At 52.1% G+C, this 16,510-nt stretch carries 14 protein-coding genes; 7 read left to right on the plus strand and 7 right to left on the minus strand.

Annotated elements, in window-relative coordinates; translation table 11 throughout:
• Positions 1-121: 121 nt before the first annotated feature.
• Together H8K29_RS15575 and H8K29_RS15580 are read right to left on the minus strand one after the other, a co-directional pair.
• A complete protein-coding gene (locus H8K29_RS15575; protein ID WP_186898422.1) occupies positions 122-1,633 on the minus strand; it encodes an aldehyde dehydrogenase family protein in 1,512 nt (503 codons plus the stop codon).
• Between the two features lie 99 nt (positions 1,634-1,732).
• Positions 1,733-2,824: a saccharopine dehydrogenase family protein gene (locus tag H8K29_RS15580; protein WP_186883593.1), complete on the minus strand. Its 1,092-nt coding sequence runs from the start codon at positions 2,822-2,824 to the stop codon at positions 1,733-1,735.
• Positions 2,825-2,968: 144 nt separating this feature from the next.
• Between H8K29_RS15580 and H8K29_RS15585 the strand changes: the two genes are divergently transcribed.
• Positions 2,969-3,415, plus strand: a complete 447-nt coding sequence (locus tag H8K29_RS15585; protein WP_186883592.1) for an Lrp/AsnC family transcriptional regulator — start codon at positions 2,969-2,971, stop codon at positions 3,413-3,415.
• Positions 3,416-3,522: 107 nt separating this feature from the next.
• On the opposite strand, the gene H8K29_RS15590 is transcribed toward H8K29_RS15585, so the two are convergent.
• Positions 3,523-3,768: a hypothetical protein gene (locus H8K29_RS15590; protein WP_186883591.1), complete on the minus strand. Its 246-nt coding sequence runs from the start codon at positions 3,766-3,768 to the stop codon at positions 3,523-3,525.
• A gap of 201 nt (positions 3,769-3,969) precedes the next feature.
• Positions 3,970-4,284 (minus strand): hypothetical protein, encoded by a 315-nt coding sequence (locus tag H8K29_RS15595; RefSeq protein WP_186883590.1) that lies wholly within the window; start codon positions 4,282-4,284, stop codon positions 3,970-3,972.
• A gap of 189 nt (positions 4,285-4,473) precedes the next feature.
• Here H8K29_RS15595 and H8K29_RS15600 point away from each other — a divergent pair, with 189 nt between their 5' ends.
• Positions 4,474-6,660, plus strand: a complete 2,187-nt coding sequence (locus H8K29_RS15600) for a prolyl oligopeptidase family serine peptidase (RefSeq protein WP_186898331.1) — start codon at positions 4,474-4,476, stop codon at positions 6,658-6,660.
• 50 nt (positions 6,661-6,710) lie between these two features.
• Here H8K29_RS15600 and H8K29_RS15605 read toward each other — a convergent pair whose 3' ends face one another.
• Genes H8K29_RS15605 through kbl form a run of 3 tightly spaced genes read right to left on the minus strand, consistent with a single transcriptional unit; the run spans position 6,711 to position 10,307 of the window.
• A complete protein-coding gene (locus tag H8K29_RS15605; protein WP_186898332.1) occupies positions 6,711-8,093 on the minus strand; it encodes an L-serine ammonia-lyase in 1,383 nt (460 codons plus the stop codon).
• 27 nt (positions 8,094-8,120) lie between these two features.
• The gene (locus H8K29_RS15610) at positions 8,121-9,092 is read right to left on the minus strand and encodes an NAD-dependent epimerase/dehydratase family protein (protein ID WP_186898333.1); all 972 of its coding nucleotides are present in this window, start codon (positions 9,090-9,092) and stop codon (positions 8,121-8,123) included.
• A 9-nt stretch (positions 9,093-9,101) separates the two neighbouring features.
• On the minus strand, positions 9,102-10,307 hold the full coding sequence (kbl, locus tag H8K29_RS15615) for a glycine C-acetyltransferase (RefSeq protein WP_186898334.1): 1,206 nt from the start codon (positions 10,305-10,307) through the stop codon (positions 9,102-9,104).
• A gap of 160 nt (positions 10,308-10,467) precedes the next feature.
• On the opposite strand from kbl, the gene H8K29_RS15620 reads away from it, so the two are divergent.
• The 5 genes from H8K29_RS15620 (at position 10,468) to fdhD (ending at position 16,429) form a co-directional block, all read left to right on the plus strand.
• Positions 10,468-11,040: a helix-turn-helix domain-containing protein gene (locus H8K29_RS15620; protein WP_186883585.1), complete on the plus strand. Its 573-nt coding sequence runs from the start codon at positions 10,468-10,470 to the stop codon at positions 11,038-11,040.
• A gap of 262 nt (positions 11,041-11,302) precedes the next feature.
• Positions 11,303-12,946 (plus strand): OFA family MFS transporter, encoded by a 1,644-nt coding sequence (locus tag H8K29_RS15625; protein WP_186898335.1) that lies wholly within the window; start codon positions 11,303-11,305, stop codon positions 12,944-12,946.
• A 21-nt stretch (positions 12,947-12,967) separates the two neighbouring features.
• Positions 12,968-15,274, plus strand: a complete 2,307-nt coding sequence (locus tag H8K29_RS15630) for an FdhF/YdeP family oxidoreductase (protein ID WP_186898336.1) — start codon at positions 12,968-12,970, stop codon at positions 15,272-15,274.
• Positions 15,267-15,545: a hypothetical protein gene (locus H8K29_RS15635; RefSeq protein ID WP_255423412.1), complete on the plus strand. Its 279-nt coding sequence runs from the start codon at positions 15,267-15,269 to the stop codon at positions 15,543-15,545. The genes H8K29_RS15630 and H8K29_RS15635 overlap by 8 nt, the downstream gene beginning before the upstream one ends.
• Complete coding sequence (gene fdhD / locus H8K29_RS15640; RefSeq protein WP_186898337.1) at positions 15,542-16,429, plus strand: formate dehydrogenase accessory sulfurtransferase FdhD; 888 nt, start codon at positions 15,542-15,544, stop codon at positions 16,427-16,429. Before H8K29_RS15635 ends, fdhD begins: the two co-directional genes overlap by 4 nt.
• The last annotated feature ends 81 nt before the right edge of the window (positions 16,430-16,510 follow it).

Here is a 16,510-nt window from a genome sequence, read left to right on the forward strand (position 1 = left end):
GGCTTTTAAGCGTCTGTGATGGACTGGGCGGCGTATTCGGCACTCTCAATCTGGTCTGTCTCATCCTGAAAAAAAGCCCCGGCAACGTAGCCGGGGCTGAAGGCTGGAGGCAAACCCTGATTCAGATATCGAAGCTGATTCCCTGCGCCAGCGGCAGCGAGTTGCTGTAATTAAAGGTATTGGTAGCGCGGCGCATATAGGCTTTCCACGCATCAGAACCAGATTCACGACCGCCGCCGGTATCTTTTTCGCCGCCAAAAGCCCCGCCGATTTCCGCACCCGACGGGCCGATATTCACATTCGCGATACCGCAATCACTGCCAGTTGCCGAGACGAAGGTTTCGGCTTCACGCATGTCGGTGGTGAAAATCGCAGAGGATAAACCTTGCGGAACCGCGTTATTCCATTCGATCGCCTGTGCCAGATACTGGTAGCGCACGATGTACAGAATAGGGGCGAAGGTTTCGTGATGCATCGCTATCGTTTGTGCTGGCATTTCAACCAAGGCAGGGCGTACGTAATAGCCGGCTTCGCAGCCGGACACAGTAATACGTTCGCCGCCGTAAACCTTGCCATGCTCGCCCACGGCGATTGCCAGCGCACTTTGCATTGCTTCAAATGCAGCGTGGTCAATCAAAGGGCCGACCAAGGTGGTTTTTTCCAGTGGCGAGCCGACAGGCAGGCCAGCGTAGATTTTCTGCAGGCGTGGCACCAGTGTGTCGTAGATGCTGTCATGCACGAATAAGCGGCGCAGGGTGGTGCAGCGTTGTCCGGCTGTGCCCACAGCGGAAAAAGTAATCGCACGTACTGCCATTTCCAGATCGGCGCTGGGAGCTACGATCATCGCATTGTTGCCGCCGAGTTCCAGTATGCTGCGCGCGAGTCGCTGCGCGCATACGGCGGCGACCTGTTTTCCCATGCGTGTGCTGCCAGTGGCGCTGACGAGTTTGATGCGTGGATCTGCGACCATGCTGGCACCGGCATCACGACCGCCGATAATCAATTCGGCTAAACCTTCGGGTGCATCGCTGCCAAATCTGGCCACGGCCTTCATGAATAAAGCGTGGGTGGCGATGGCGGTCAGCGGCGTTTTTTCTGATGGTTTCCAGATCACGCTGTCGCCGCAAACAAAGGCCAGCGCGGCATTCCAGGCCCAGACCGCGACCGGGAAGTTAAACGCTGAAATCACGCCGACCACGCCCAGCGGCAGCCATTGTTCCATCATCCTGTGCCCCGGGCGTTCCGAGGCGATGGTCAGACCATATAACTGGCGCGAAAGCCCGACAGCGAAATCGCAGATATCGATCATTTCCTGTACTTCACCCAAACCTTCCTGCAAAATTTTGCCAGCTTCGAGCGTGACGATTTTGCCCAGCGCTTCTTTGTGTGTGCGTAACTCGTCACCAAACAGGCGCACCAGCTCGCCGCGGCGTGGTGCCGGCACTTGTCGCCATTGCTGAAATGCCGCTTGTGCGCGGCTGATGCGGGCATCGATCTGCGCAGCGGAGTCGGCAGCCAGACTGGCGAGCGGCGTGCCATCGACAGGGGAAATGCTGTGCAGTTCTGTTCCCTGATAATGGCGGAGATCAACTCCCATGCTATTGAGTAAGGTGTGAAGTGTCGCGTTATCCATAATCATGATCGCTCATTTGGGTGGAAGCGGGTCTTCTTGTGGATGACCCGCTTCGGTTAAAAATAATGACGTCGCAGCAGAACGTCAGCCTGCCGGATATCAGACAGCGTAATACTGACCAAAACGGTTACTGAGGAAATCAGATAACTTCGTTTGCTCTTGTCGCACCAGTCCACGTTGTGGCAGCTTGCCGCTGACCACCAGATCCACCATCGCGCAGATGCCGGAAGCGGTTGTTAATTGTATGGCAGACAGCAACTGACCATTCACATTCTGAGCATAGATTTTTTTCGCATACGATTCTTGTTCCAGCCGGCCAGCGCGCATACCGACCACGCTGACGAATACCAGTACCACGTCTTGCTTGGTCATAGGGATGGACGTTTCCAGTACATCTTTCAGGATGGGGCGGCGTTCGATTTTGCCGAGTTCCAGATCGCGGATCAGCATTTTGACGATATCACGGTGTCCTGGGTAGCGCACGGTTTTGTAATTCAGATTTTGTACCTTGCCCTCCAGACTTTCGCAGAGTGTGCCGAGGCCGCCGGAAGTGTTAAAGGCTTCGTAGTCTATGCCGTCGAGTGAAAAGTGTTCGATTTCTTCGAGCGCCGCGGTTTCACGTAGTTGGCCATCGACGATCGCTTCACAAGGATTGCAGTATTCGTTGATCAGACCGTCAGTGCTCCAGGTCAGATTGTATTTGAGCGCATTGTTCGGAAATGTCGGCAGGGCGCCGACGCGCATGCTGACATCACGCAAGGTGTCGAAACGCTGGGCGACATCGTTGGCAACGATAGAGATAAAGCCCGGTGCCAGGCCACATTGCGGCACAAATGCAGAATGCGCTCCCTCGGCGAGCTGTTTGACGATACGTGTGCTTTCCACATCTTCGGTCAGATCGAAATAATGCGAATTTGCCTCGCGCGCAGCACCCGCAATAATGGGAGTCAGAAAATAGGGACAAGCGGACAGCGTTACCTGATGACCGCGTATCAGTTCAGTCACCGCAGCTTTGTCGCTCAGATCGGCTTGCACGATACGGGTGTGTGGAAATGCGGCCTGTTCTACATACTTCAGGCGTTGTGGGTCGCGGTCTGCCACCGTTATTTCGTAGTCGCCGGTATGCGACAACAGGTTCAGAATTGCGTCGCCGATTTTACCTGCGCCGAGCAGGATGAGTTTGCTTGTCATGATGTTCTCCAAAACCTGATTGATGTTGTAAAAAGGTGCTGGAGCAAGTGTAGATGTAAATTTTGTCAGATAATAGTAGGTAAAATATCGTCAAAATGTAGCAAAATAATTCAATATGACGATATATAAAATCAAAATGACGACATGAAGCCTGCGCTCGATGATATTGATCAGAAAATACTGGCCTTGCTGATGGATGATGCACGCACGCCGGTGACGACGATTGCCCGGCAGGTGGCGATTGCGCGCACGACCGTGATCGCCAGAATTGCAGCATTGGAAAAGCGCGGCATTATCGAAGGCTACGGCGTCAGGCTCAGTCATACGATGCGCCAGCCCGCAGTCCGGGCGTATGTAGGGATGTCGGTCGAGGCTAAATGCGCACCGTCACTGATCCGTCATTTGCAGCAATTACCGGAAACCGAAACCTTGTGCGCGGTTAGCGGAGCAATCGACTATATGCTGACTTTGCGCTGCGATACGACAGAAACGCTGGATCGTTTGCTGGATCAGATCGGTGCGATGGATGGGGTGCGGCAGACTTCCACTTCGGTCATCCTGAGTAAAAGGATAGACCGCGCCGCTTTATGATACTGCTGGAGATGGGATACTCCCGGTGAGTACGCTTAAAGAGTTAGCGTCGTTACTTGAGTCCGGCGCGATGGCATAGGGGAGTATCTTACGAAATCAGGGCTTGTTCAGGAATTACTGGATGCTTTAATCTGTGCTTTTTTATCGTAAGCACCGGTTTTTTTCGCGACGTTATTGTCAGAAAAATGGGTGTTTGACTGCTGCAGGATTTGCAAATGTACCGATGCGCGATCAACGCCACCACGATCAAGCTGAGTCTGAACTTGCGCACTTGCGCTGGCAGAGGCAGATTCCTGAGCGACGTCAACGGTGTTTCTGTCTTGCGGATTCTGCGGAATTGTCATGGATGTCATGGCCAACACGTTGCTGCAAAAGACAGTACCAGCCAGCATAGTGGCTGAAAGCAAACTCAGGAGTAGCGGTTTTTTTAACATGATTACCTGCTGATATGTGAATGCTGCAAACGGAAGTACATGCAACTATAAGGTAAGTGTTGTGACTTGCCAAACAATTTAGTGTAAATTTTTTTTCAGATCGTCAGTATAGTTGCTTACTTATACCAGCAATGCTGGCTTTTTATGCAATTTTGTTCTGGCTTGCTGGATACTTTGATCCTGGCGGTCAAATGCCAGTTTTTCTTCGGCTGTCAGGCGTTTTCCTGTAATTTCCACGGTGTGTACAGTGGATGCGGATTGCGCAAGGTCGAAAGCGATCTTCTGTTGCTCCGTCATTCTCTGGGCTGTTATTGTAACGACAGGAATCAGTGGGTCGCTGATGGCTGTTTGCTGGAATGCTGTTGTCAGTGCGATGGCTGCGGCAAATCCAGCGATGCTGAAGATGCTTAATTGTGAAGTTGTCAGTGATTTCATGGTTGTTCTCCGGTTGTTTGATTGGTGTTGCGATGGTTGTACTGTAAATAACGTCCCAACATATCGCCAGCGGGATGCGATGAAATGCAGAAAGTCAGGGTTAAAGCTAAAAAAACAACGACTGAAATGCGATGGCCTGACTGCGATTTTGTGAGCCGGGATTAGGAGTGACGTTTTACTGGAGGCGATATGCCTGAATTCAGAAGTGCTTGTCTGTGGTTGGTATTGAGTGCATTCCTGCCTGGAATGGCACAAGCACAGACATGGGGAGCGTATCCTGCGATGCCGCCAGCGGTGGTGCAGGCGGTTCAGTCGGTCAGAGATGATGCCGCCAGTGAAGCGGCAGCCCCTTTTCGCCTGTTTGAACAAACGGAACATGTGCAGATAAAGGATTGGCTGCAACGACAAAATGCACTAACGGATAGTGTGATGGCAAGGCTGGAAGGGCGCGACGCCTTGCTGGCACGCCTGCGCAGACAGATGTTGTCTGAAGTGCCGACTGTTCCCGTCACCGGGAAAGCTGCTGCGATTGAAGACATAGAAAACGCTGACAGCAGAATTTATGTGCAGGTGGGTGCGGATCAGCACAGACGCGTCATTATTCAGAGCAAGGCAGTTGGTGCTGAGCGGGTCTTGTTTCTGACCGCAGATAATGAGCAGATACAGCGCCTGTTACCCGCGCCCGACATGAGCAAACTGGGCGTACTGACACAAACTAATAACAATGGTCGTACAGAATTGCATCTCAGCATCGTCCATATCAGCGAGGGACGTCTATTGGATGATCGCATTACGCTGGCTGATGATGCTGAAAATAATGCGTTTTGGAAAACGGATAGCAAGGCAGTTTTTTATACCCGCTCTGCTGATCGCCACAACAATGGAATTCAGCAGAGAAAAACTGAAATTACGCAGCACATCATCGGCGAGCCGGTGCGCATTGATAAAGTGATGGTCGGTGCCGGTATGGCAAAACCTGTCCGCTTGTCGTCTGACGACACTGTGCGCATGAGAATCGTACCGGACGCGGCGCTGGTATTCGTTGAAGTGACGCACGCGAACGGCAAAGCAAAAAGCTATTTTTACGCAAAACAAAGTGAAGTGACTGGTGTTGGCACAGCCTGGAAGTTATTTGCGGCACCTGCGGATAAAATCGAAAGTATGGCGTTCGCCGGAGACGCAATCTATCTGCTATCGCGTAAGAAAACGACTAATGGCAGCCTGTTAAAAGTCGATTTAAAAACGCTGAAGCTGAATCAGGCAAAGCCATTGGTGAAAGATGGAGCCGCGATCTTGCATGAATTATTCGCAGTAAAAGACGCGGTGTATTGGCATGCGAGTGAAGCGGGCGTGAGTCAATTGCTGAAAGCTGACGCGAATAGCGGGAACATCAGTGCTATCGTTTTGCCTTTGCGGGGATGCGTCAGCGAAATGTCGCTGGAGCCCGCTTCCGGCCAGCTTTCTTTTATTCTGCAGTCTACCAGTGTTGCACCAGTCAGATATCGTCTTGGTAAAGACGGACAGCTTGTTTCAGTCTTGCCCGCAGGTACGGCAGCGCAGCCAACCGCCGGTATTCTGAGTAAAACTTTCTATTTGGCCGCCGCCAATGGTGAGCGTATTCCTTTAACGCTGATTTATCACGCAGGCCTGGAAATGGATGGTAGCCATCCGGCCCTACTGGTGACCGACTATGCGACGCCGCCATTCTTTGCCCCGGGGTTTGATACAAGCAGAATGGCGTGGCTGGAGCAGGGAGGTATTGTAGCGATTGCACAAATGCGTTCTGCAACAAGTGATGTTGATAGAAAAGCTGCCAGACTGGCGAAATACACTGCAGCGGACAATAAAAACGACCAAAGTGCGAAGGTGATTCTGGCGGCAGAGTATCTGATCAAGGAGGCTTATACATCACCCGGAAAACTTGCTGCAGAGGAGTTGGACTCCGGCAAGGATGCCGTGATTAAAGCGGCATTGCGTCGCCCGGATTTGTTCGCGGCGGTGCACGTGCATAACGTGCGTAGTGAGGCTTTGCCTACCGCCGATGAAAAAATCACGCCGAAAAAAAATCGCACGACTGCAGTAGAGACGGCATTCGCGTTTGATGAATTGCGTTCTGGCGTGGCTTATCCCGCGATGCTGATATCGGCTGATGCCACTGAGACTGGTGTCCCGCTGTGGATGTCTGCCAAATTAGCCGCTGGCATGCAAATACTCAGTGCCAATAAAAATCGCCCAGTTTTACTGCGAACATCGGCAAAGAGGTCTGATGCTGAAATGCAGATTGCACAGTCAGCACAGTCTGAGCGCGCTGATGCGTGGGCTTTTCTGTTATGGCAGGCCGGAGTTAAGAAGTTCTCTTTGATCGGTAGTAAATAATCGGATAGCGAAAACTTCGCGATCCGATTGTGGGCGCAGCTTATACCTTGTCAGCACGCCGCATAGTTCACAGTCACAACGTGAATGGCGAGGCCACCTAATGAGGTTTCTTTGTATTTTGCCTGCATGTCAGCACCAGTCTGACGCATCGTTTCTATCGCGTCGTCTAAAGTCACTTTGTGCTGACCGTCACCGCGCAACGCCAGTGATGCGGCGGTGATGGCTTTGACGGCACCCATGCCATTGCGCTCTATGCAGGGAATCTGTACCAGCCCGCCGATAGGGTCGCAGGTCATACCCAGATGATGTTCTATGCCGATTTCAGCCGCAGCCTCGATCTGTGCATTAGTACCGCCGAGTGCAGCGGTCAGACCGGCGGCAGCCATCGCGCAGGCGACGCCGACCTCGCCCTGACAACCTATCTCAGCGCCGGAAATAGAGGCATTTTTTTTGCACAACATACCAATCGCGGATGCAGCGAGCAAAAAGTTACGGATGCCTTGCTCAGGGTTTGACGGTTTACAGTCTTCGGCGTAATAGCGCAATACCGCAGGAATAATGCCAGCGGCACCATTGGTCGGAGCCGTCACAACACGGCCACCAGCCGCATTTTCTTCATTGACGGCCATCGCGTACAAGCTGACGCGATGCAAGCCATCGTGCGGTAACACATCTGCGCTGGAATTTGCTGCGCGCCAGAGATTCGCAGCGCGCCTCTGCACCTGCAAGCCACCAGGCAATTCACCGCTCATTTGCAAACCACGGGCGATGCAGGCTTTCATCACCGCCCAGATGTTATCAATACCCGCATTCAACTCTTCGTCATTGCAGTGACAGTTTTCGTTCGCGCGTAACATCGTCGTGATCGACAAGCCGGTGCGTTGACCATGAGCGAGTAAATCTGCCATGGTATTGAATGAGAATGGCACTGGTTTTTTAGTGTTCTTACTCTCTGCGGGAGTGGCTGTTAATTCCTCTTCAGAGTAAATAAAACCGCCGCCGGTAGAGTAGTAAGTTTTTTCAGAAATACTGCCGTCGCTGCGCGTGAGGAAAAATTTGAGACCATTCGGATGGCCGGGTAAGACTTCCTGTTTGAACCAGAGCAGATCGGTTTGCGGATCAAATGCAACGCTGTGCTGTCCGAGTAAGTTCAGCTGTCTGGTTTGCTTCAGAATGGCGAGCTTTTCTTCTACGCTTTCTGGCGCAACATCTTGCGGAGTTTCTCCCATCAGGCCAAGCAGCACCGCTTTGTCGGTGGCGTGACCGACACCTGTCAGGGCGAGTGAACCATACAGCGCAACCTGCACATTTGTTGCCAGATGCAGATCGGGTGTTTCCAGTAAAAAACGCCGGCCTGCCAGCATGGGGCCAACGGTATGAGAGCTGGAGGGGCCGACGCCAATTTTAAATAAATCAAATACACGCATGTCCATCGTCGCCACTCCAGTCTCAAATTTTATTTATGCAGCCTTGTCTAATCCTTTGGCTGCTACGGTGATATTTTTCAGCATGTCAGCGACCAGTGCATCGAGGCCGATGTTCGCTTGCCATTTCCAGTCCTTCTGTGCCTGACCGTCGTCCAGACTTTGTGGCCAGGAAGCGGCAATTGCTTGTCTGCTGTCTGGGGCGTAGTGTATTTCAAATGCAGGCAAATTTTGTTTGATTGCAGCGGCCAATTCACGCGGATTGAAACTTAAACCTGCGACATTATAGGAGGAACGTACAGAAAGTTTGGTCGGGTCTGCATCCATCAGCGAAATCGTGGCGCGGATCGCATCTGGCATATAGATCATCGGCAGCGTGGTTTCTGATTCCAGAAAACACTCATAGGATTCGCCACGCAATGCTGAATGGAAAATCGCAATCGCATAATCAGTAGTGCCGCCGCCTGGTGGAGACTTGTAACTGATGATGCCGGGATAGCGAATGCTGCGGACATCAACACCATATTTTTCGAAATAATATTCGCACAGACGTTCACCGGCGAGTTTGCTGATGCCGTAGATCGTGCTTGGATCCATGACAGTATATTGTGGTGTGTTGACCGGCGGCGTGTTCGGGCCAAACGCGGCGATGGAGGAAGGCCAGAACACTTTCAGTGGCTTTCCGGCTTCACCACGGATGCGGGCGATTTCCAGAATATTCAGCAAGCCATCCATGTTCAGTTCCCAGGCTTTCAGCGGCGCTTTTTCGCCGGTTGCCGATAATAGTGCTGCCAACTGATAAACCTGCGTGATGTTGTACTGTTCTATCACTTCGCTGATGCGAGCCGCATTCAGTACGTCGATAATTTCATAAATTTTTGCGCCGTACAGGCTGGCGGGGCTGATATCGGCCGCCACCACGTTGTCTGCGCCATGCTGCAGTGCGAGCGCTTCAACCAGCTCACTACCGATCTGACCATTCGCACCAATGACTAATATTTTTTCCATGTCGATTCCTTATTTAATCAGACCCAGTTCGCGGCCAGCTTGTGCAAAAGCAGCGAGTGCGGTGTTGAGTTGTTCTGTTGTGTGTGCGGCTGACAGCTGGACACGAACCCGTGCTTGTCCCATTGGCACGACCGGATAGAAGAAGCCGGTGACAAACACGCCGAGCTCATACAAGCGAGCGGCAAATTCTTGCGCAACTGGCGCATCGAACAGCATGACCGGAACGACAGGGTGCGTACCCGGTTTAATCGTGAATCCAAGTGCCACGATTTCGCGGCGGAAGTGCTCGGTATTCGCATGCAGACGATCCCGTAGTTCTGTTGAAGAAGACAGACGTTGCAATACCGATAAAGAGGCACCGGCGATTGAGGGCGCAAGCGTATTCGAGAACAGGTAAGGGCGTGATTTCTGACGCAGGGTGTTGATCACTTCTTTGCGTCCCGCTGTAAAGCCACCCATCGCACCGCCCAATGCTTTGCCCAGCGTGCCAGTGATGATGTCGATGCGCCCGATCACATTGTGATGCTCATGCGTGCCGCGACCGGTCTTACCCATGAAGCCGGAGGCATGACATTCGTCTATCATCACCAGTGCATCATATTTGTCTGCCAGTGCGCAGATTTTATCGAGCTGGGCAATCGTACCGTCCATCGAAAATACACCGTCAGTGACGATGATACGATGGCGTTTATCTGCAGCAGCTTGCAGTTGCGTTTCCAGATCAGTCATGTCGTTATGTGCATAGCGATAACGTGCCGCCTTGCATAAACGGATGCCGTCGATAATCGATGCGTGATTCAGTGCGTCGGAAATGATGGCGTCATTTTCATCAAACAGGGGTTCAAACACACCGCCGTTAGCATCGAATGCGGCAGCATACAAAATGCAATCTTCGGTGCCGAGAAATTCTGCGATCGCTTTTTCCAACTGCTTGTGTACCGTTTGCGTGCCGCAGATGAAACGTACCGATGACAAGCCATAGCCAAATTGTTCTGTTGCAGCAATGGATGCCTGCACCATCGCTTCGTCGCCAGACAGTCCCAGATAGTTATTTGCGCACAGGTTGATTAACTGGCGACCATCGTCGCAAGTGACAACCGCACCCTGACGCGACGCAATCACGCGTTCTGATTTGTACAAACCTTGCTCGCGTAAATTGTTCAGATTTCCCGCTAAATTGCTGATGAAGTGTTGTCTGGATGTAGTCTGGCTCATGATAGTCTCGGTAATTGCTGTGGCTGACGGGTTTCTGCTGTTAGACTGGAAAAAGGAAATTTTTTAACTTGTTTAGAATAAATTAAAAAATTCAATATCTGGAACGCAAATTCGATATATCGAATATTAAGCATTAATTTTTAATGATGCAAGAGCCTTTATGAAAAAAGTTTTATCAAATACGCCGCCAGAAGTAGGCGCAACCTTGCAGAAGTTGCGTCTCGACCGCGGCCTGACGCTGGAAGATTTGTCGCGCACCGCGGGGGTTTCCAAATCGATGCTATCGCAAATTGAACGTGAAAAAGCGAATCCCACCATTGCCGTTGCGTGGCGACTGGCAAATGCACTGGGCGTGACGATGGCTGAGCTGTTGTCGTCGGAAGTGCCGCAGCAGGATGTGATCCGTTTGCTGGAGTCACACGAAACACCGACACTCTCCGGTGAACACGCTGGCTATGTTTTACGGATTCTTGGCCCTATGGATCTGGCCGGTAAATATGAATGGTACGAGTTAATGCTGGCACCCGGTGGTGCCTTGGTATCGAATCCACATGATCCAGGCACGACTGAACATCTGACGGTGCTGCAGGGCAGTGTCGAAATTGAAGTGGACAACACACGCAAGAAAGTTAAAGTCGGTGCCACGGCTCGTTACGAAGCCGACAAAAGTCACGCCATCAGAAACACAGGTAAGACTGAAGCAAAAGCGTTGATGGTGGTGATACATCGTTGATGCAGCACCTTGCCAGCTATTGTTGAGAGTGTTACAGCAAGAGCGCCGCGTTGCACTGTCGATTTACCGCTGGTTTGCGGACATTGATAACGGGCGCTTTGTGAATTGACCTGATCAGAAATTTTCCCCATCAGAGCGGTAGCGCAGGTGGTCAAAAAATTAAATTTTAGTAACAAAATGCAATATTGATCTGGATCAAAGCGCTTACTTTGATAAGCTCAGGTCATATTATTGAAAAAGCATTTTTAAACAGGAGTGTTGTATGTCGCAAACGCAACCGGGGTGGTTTGCTAAAGAGCGCACGATCGCAGGCGAGGGTTTTAACCGCTGGTTGGTGCCGCCGGCCGCACTAGCGATACATTTGTGCATAGGCATGGCGTATGGCTTTTCGGTGTTCTGGTTGCCTTTGTCGCGTGCCATCGGGATTAAGAATCCGGTCGCCTGTCCGCAGGATATGAGTTTGCTGGCTGAGTTGTTCGCCAGCGATTGCGACTGGCGTATTTCTACTCTGGCGTGGATGTACACCTTGTTTTTTGTGTTTCTCGGCAGTTCGGCCGCTTTATTCGGTAAGTGGCTCGAGCATGCCGGGCCACGTAAGGCAGGCATCGTGTCTGCGCTCTGCTGGTGTGGTGGTCTGGTCATTTCTGCTTTTGGTATTTATATCCATCAAATGTGGCTGATGTGGCTGGGTGCCGGTGTGATCGGCGGTATCGGGCTGGGTCTTGGCTACATTTCGCCAGTCTCTACTTTGATTAAATGGTTTCCTGATCGTCGCGGTATGGCAACGGGCATGGCGATTATGGGTTTTGGTGGCGGCGCGATGGTGGGGGCTCCGCTGGCCGATTGGCTGATGCGTTTCTATGCGACGCCGGTGTCCGTCGGTGTATGGGAAACCTTCCTGACGATGGCGGCGATTTACTTTGTCTTTATGCTTGCCGGTGCTTTTGCTTATCGTGTGCCAGCTTCCGGTTGGGCACCGGTAGGCTGGGCGCCAGCGGCGACCCAGATCAGCAATGTCATGATTACCAGTCGCCATGTTCATCTGGAAAAAGCGTGGAAGACCCCACAATTCTGGCTGATATGGAGTGTGCTGTGCCTCAATGTTTCTGCGGGGATTGGCATCCTGGGTATGGCATCGCCATTATTGCAGGAGGTGTTTGGCGGTAAGTTGATTGGTGTTGACGTTGCTTTCAATGATCTGACCGCGGCACAAAAAACGCAGATCGCAACTATTGCGGCAGGCTTTACCGGTTTGCTGTCCTTATTCAATATCGGCGGGCGGTTTTTCTGGGCTTCGTGTTCCGATTACCTGGGCCGTAAGGCAACCTATTTCATTTTCTTTGTTCTTGGGTTCGTTTTGTATGCGTCCATCCCCAGTGCAGGTAAGGCTGGCAGCATGGCGCTGTTCGTGCTGGCGTTCTGCATAATTTTATCGATGTACGGCGGCGGATTTGCTACGGTACCTGCATATCTGGCAGATATGTTTGGCTCGCAAATGGTGGGTGCAATTCATGGCCGCTTGCTGACGGCATGGGCAACGGCTGGTGTGCTGGGCCCTTTGCTGATTACGTATATCCGCGAATACCAGATTGCTCAAGGCGTACCAAAAGCACATGCTTACGACGTCACGATGTATATCCTCGCCGGATTGTTGGTGCTTGGTTTTGTCTGCAATTCAATGATAAACCCCGTGGAGCCGGAGAATTTCATGAGCGACGAAGAGCTGGCATTGGAACGTAAGCTCGCACATGATCGCAGCGTTACCGTTACTGACAACGGCGTTGCCCCGGTTGCCAGCGTATCCAGCCATCCTGTCTTGCTGATTGCAGGGTGGGCGGCGGTCGGCATTCCTATGCTGGCAGGAATCTGGATCACCTTTCAGAAAGCCGTTGTGCTGTTTAAGTAACGGACTGGCGCAGAGGTTCTGATGGATAAAAAGGTCATACAAGTCTATACCCAGCCTGCTGGTGGCTGGGGCGCTCTGAAAAGTGTGGCGCAACAAATTCTTGAGCAGGGTAATCCTGCCAAGGGCGCACGCACGCTGTTATCCGCGAATCAGCCTGATGGATTTGATTGTCCCGGCTGCGCTTGGCCGGATGCCGATCACACATCAACCTTTGAATTTTGTGAAAACGGCGCTAAGGCGGTTGCTGCGGAGTCAACCGCGCGACGAGCCACGCCGGACTTGTTTGCTGACTACACCGTGACCCAGCTTGCTGAAAAAACAGATTACTGGCTGGAAGCGCAGGGGCGTCTGACACATCCACTGGCTTATGACAGGGTTAGCGATAAGTATCTGCCAGTGTCGTGGGATACCGCGTTTGAATTAATTGCCATGCATTTGCGTGCTCTGCCGACGCCAGACGATGCGATTTTTTATACCTCTGGTCGTACCAGTAATGAGGCCGCATTTTTGTATCAGCTGTTTGTGCGTGAATTCGGTACAAATAATTTTCCTGATTGTTCAAACATGTGTCACGAACCTTCCGGATATGCGATGCGTGAGGCCATCGGAACTGGCAAGGGTACGGTGTTGTTAGCTGATTTCCAGAAAGCGGATGCCATTCTGATTTTTGGACAGAATCCAGGTACGAATCATCCGCGTATGCTTGGTGAGTTACGCGCAGCAGCAAAGCGTGGCGCCGCGATCATGTCATTCAATCCTTTGCGTGAACGTGGTCTGGAAAAATTTCAGAATCCGCAAGATATGTCTGAGATGCTGGGCGGCAAAGTGACGGCAATTTCCTCGGATTATTTTCAGCTCAACATTGGTGGTGACCTCTCCGCCGTTAAAGGCATGATTAAGTGTGTGCTGGAGGCTGATATCGTCGCGCAGGCCAACGCTCAGCCGCGTGTGATCGACGTCACGTTTATTGCAGAGCATACGGCGAATTTTGAAGTTTTTGCGGCGGATGTGCTGGCCGAATCCTGGGATGTGATCGTCAATGAATCCGGGCTGGATAGAGTGCAGATACAGCGTGCTGCTGACAGTTACATGGCGGCAGGCAAGGTGATTGCGTGCTGGGGAATGGGAATCACGCAGCATAAGCATTCGGTGGCGACGATACAGATGATATTGAATCTGCTGCTGCTACGCGGCAATATCGGCAGGCCGGGTGTCGGCCCATGTCCTGTACGCGGGCACAGCAATGTGCAGGGCGATCGCACAATGGGCATCAATGAAAGACCGAAGCGGGCTTTTCTTGAACGTCTTGGTAAAACGTTTGATTTCGCTCCGCCGCTGGAAGATGGTTACGACACTGTCAGCGCAATTCAGGCGATGCTCGACAGTCCGGATAAAGTGTTCTTTGCCATGGGCGGTAACTTTGCCACGGCGACGCCGGATACACCATTGACCCATCGCGCTTTGCAAAACTGCGCACTGACCGTGCATGTCACAACCAAGCTCAATCGCAGTCATCTGGTTTGTGGTCGTGAGGCCTTGATTTTGCCTTGTCTTGGCCGCACCGAAATCGATATTCAGGCCAGCGGGCCGCAAGCGGTGACGGTGGAAGATTCGATGAGCATGGTGCATTTGTCGTCTGGCATCAACCCACCGGCATCGCCAGATTTATTATCGGAACCCATGATCGTAGCGCGGCTGGCGATGGCAACTTTAGGTGAAAAAAGTAAAACCGATTGGATGGGGCTGGTTGCTGATTACGACCGCATCCGCGACAAAATAGCGCTGGTATTTGATGAGTTTACCGACTTTAATGCGCGCGTTAAAGTGCCGGGCGGATTTCATTTGCGTAATTCTGCCGGTGAGCGGGAATGGCTGACTGCATCAGGGAAAGCCAATTTCTATGCGCATCCGGTACCGACTGATCTGCCAATTCATCAGGCGCGTGAGCAGCGTGATTCGCCGGTATTTAACCTCGCAACGATGCGCTCTCACGATCAGTACAACACGACCATTTATGGTTTGAATGATCGCTATCGCGGCGTGTTCGGCGAGCGTCGTGTTTTATTTATTCATGCGGAAGATATTGCTGCCATCGGCATGCAGGCGGGTGACTGGGTGGATATCGAAAGCCTGTCTGACGATGGCATCCGGCGTCAGGTAAAGCGGTTTATGCTGGTTGAATACAATATTCCACGCGGTTGTCTGGCGGCTTATTTCCCTGAAACGAACGGGCTCGTTCCACTCTCCAGTTTTGCAGATCACGCCCGCACACCGACCTCGAAATCGATTCCTGTGATCTTACATCCGCATCTGGCTGGTCATGAATAATGAAGCGGTATTGATGAATCCAGCATCGTCAACCTTGGCTGATGCTTTACTACATGAGCTGGCATTGAGCAGTACCCCCGTTCCCGTCCTGCGTCTGACCAAGCGCTTACGTGTGCGCCTGAGCAGCTTGCTGCGTTGCGTCGCCTATCTGGGTGAGGACATTATCGCTGGCAACCCCGGTCCTGGTTGGGTGCGGCTACATCAGGATGGCGACAGAACCTTGTTGAGTCTGACACAAAAAGGTCGTGATAAATGGCAACAGGAAAAATGACAACAGAAACGCTGAATCCGCCGGATATATTTGCGCGCGGCAGCCGTGAAATGACTGTGGATCAACATAAGTTTGCCGATGGATGGTTCTTGCAAACCAGCGACAGTATTGCTGAGGAAGTGCCGGTTGCGCTGGTCTTTAATGGCATTTCACATGCGGTGATGATGGCGACGCCGCTGGATCTGGAGGATTTTGCAATCGGCTTCAGTCTGGCGGAGCGTATCGTCGATCAGCATTCGCAGATTTACGATATTGTGGTGGTCAGCAATACCGCGATACTCGGCATTGAACTGCAGATACAGATCGCCTCTGAATGTTTTGTCAGACTCAAAAATAAACGTCGTAGCCTGTCGGGCAAAACCGGCTGTGGCCTGTGCGGTCTTGAAAGCTTGCAGTCATTGGATCTTGCCACACCGCGTCTGAATGCTGATCATCGTGTCAGTAAAGCAGCACTGGCCAAAGCGTTTGGGCAACTCAGCAGCAAGCAGGTGTTGAATGCGGCTACGGGATCTATGCATGCGGCCGCATGGGCAGATCTGGATGGCGACATCCTTTGCGTGCGGGAAGATGTCGGTCGCCACAATGCGCTGGATAAACTGATCGGTGGATTGCGTTGTGAGCGCGGTGAGGTTCCCGATATTCGTGATTCTGTTGCGGGAAACGCATGGGCAGCCGGTTTCGCGATCATGAGCAGCCGCGCCAGTTACGAGTTGCTGCAGAAATCGGCGCGGGCAGGCATCAGTATACTGGCGACGATTTCTGCCCCGACCAGCTTAGCCATCAGCATGGCGGAATCAGCCGGTATCTGTCTGATCGGTTTTGTCCGCGAACATGGCTTTGTTGTGTACACCCATCCGCAACGCCTGCAAGCTGGAAGTGCATGATGCTGTTGCATTGTAAAACTGTACTTAGCTGTTACGGCAGTTCATCGTCTGATTCGTGTTACTGACTGCCGCACCGTAACA

Source organism: Undibacterium sp. CY21W, assembly GCF_014284265.1.
Taxonomy (GTDB): domain Bacteria; phylum Pseudomonadota; class Gammaproteobacteria; order Burkholderiales; family Burkholderiaceae_D; genus Undibacterium; species Undibacterium aquatile.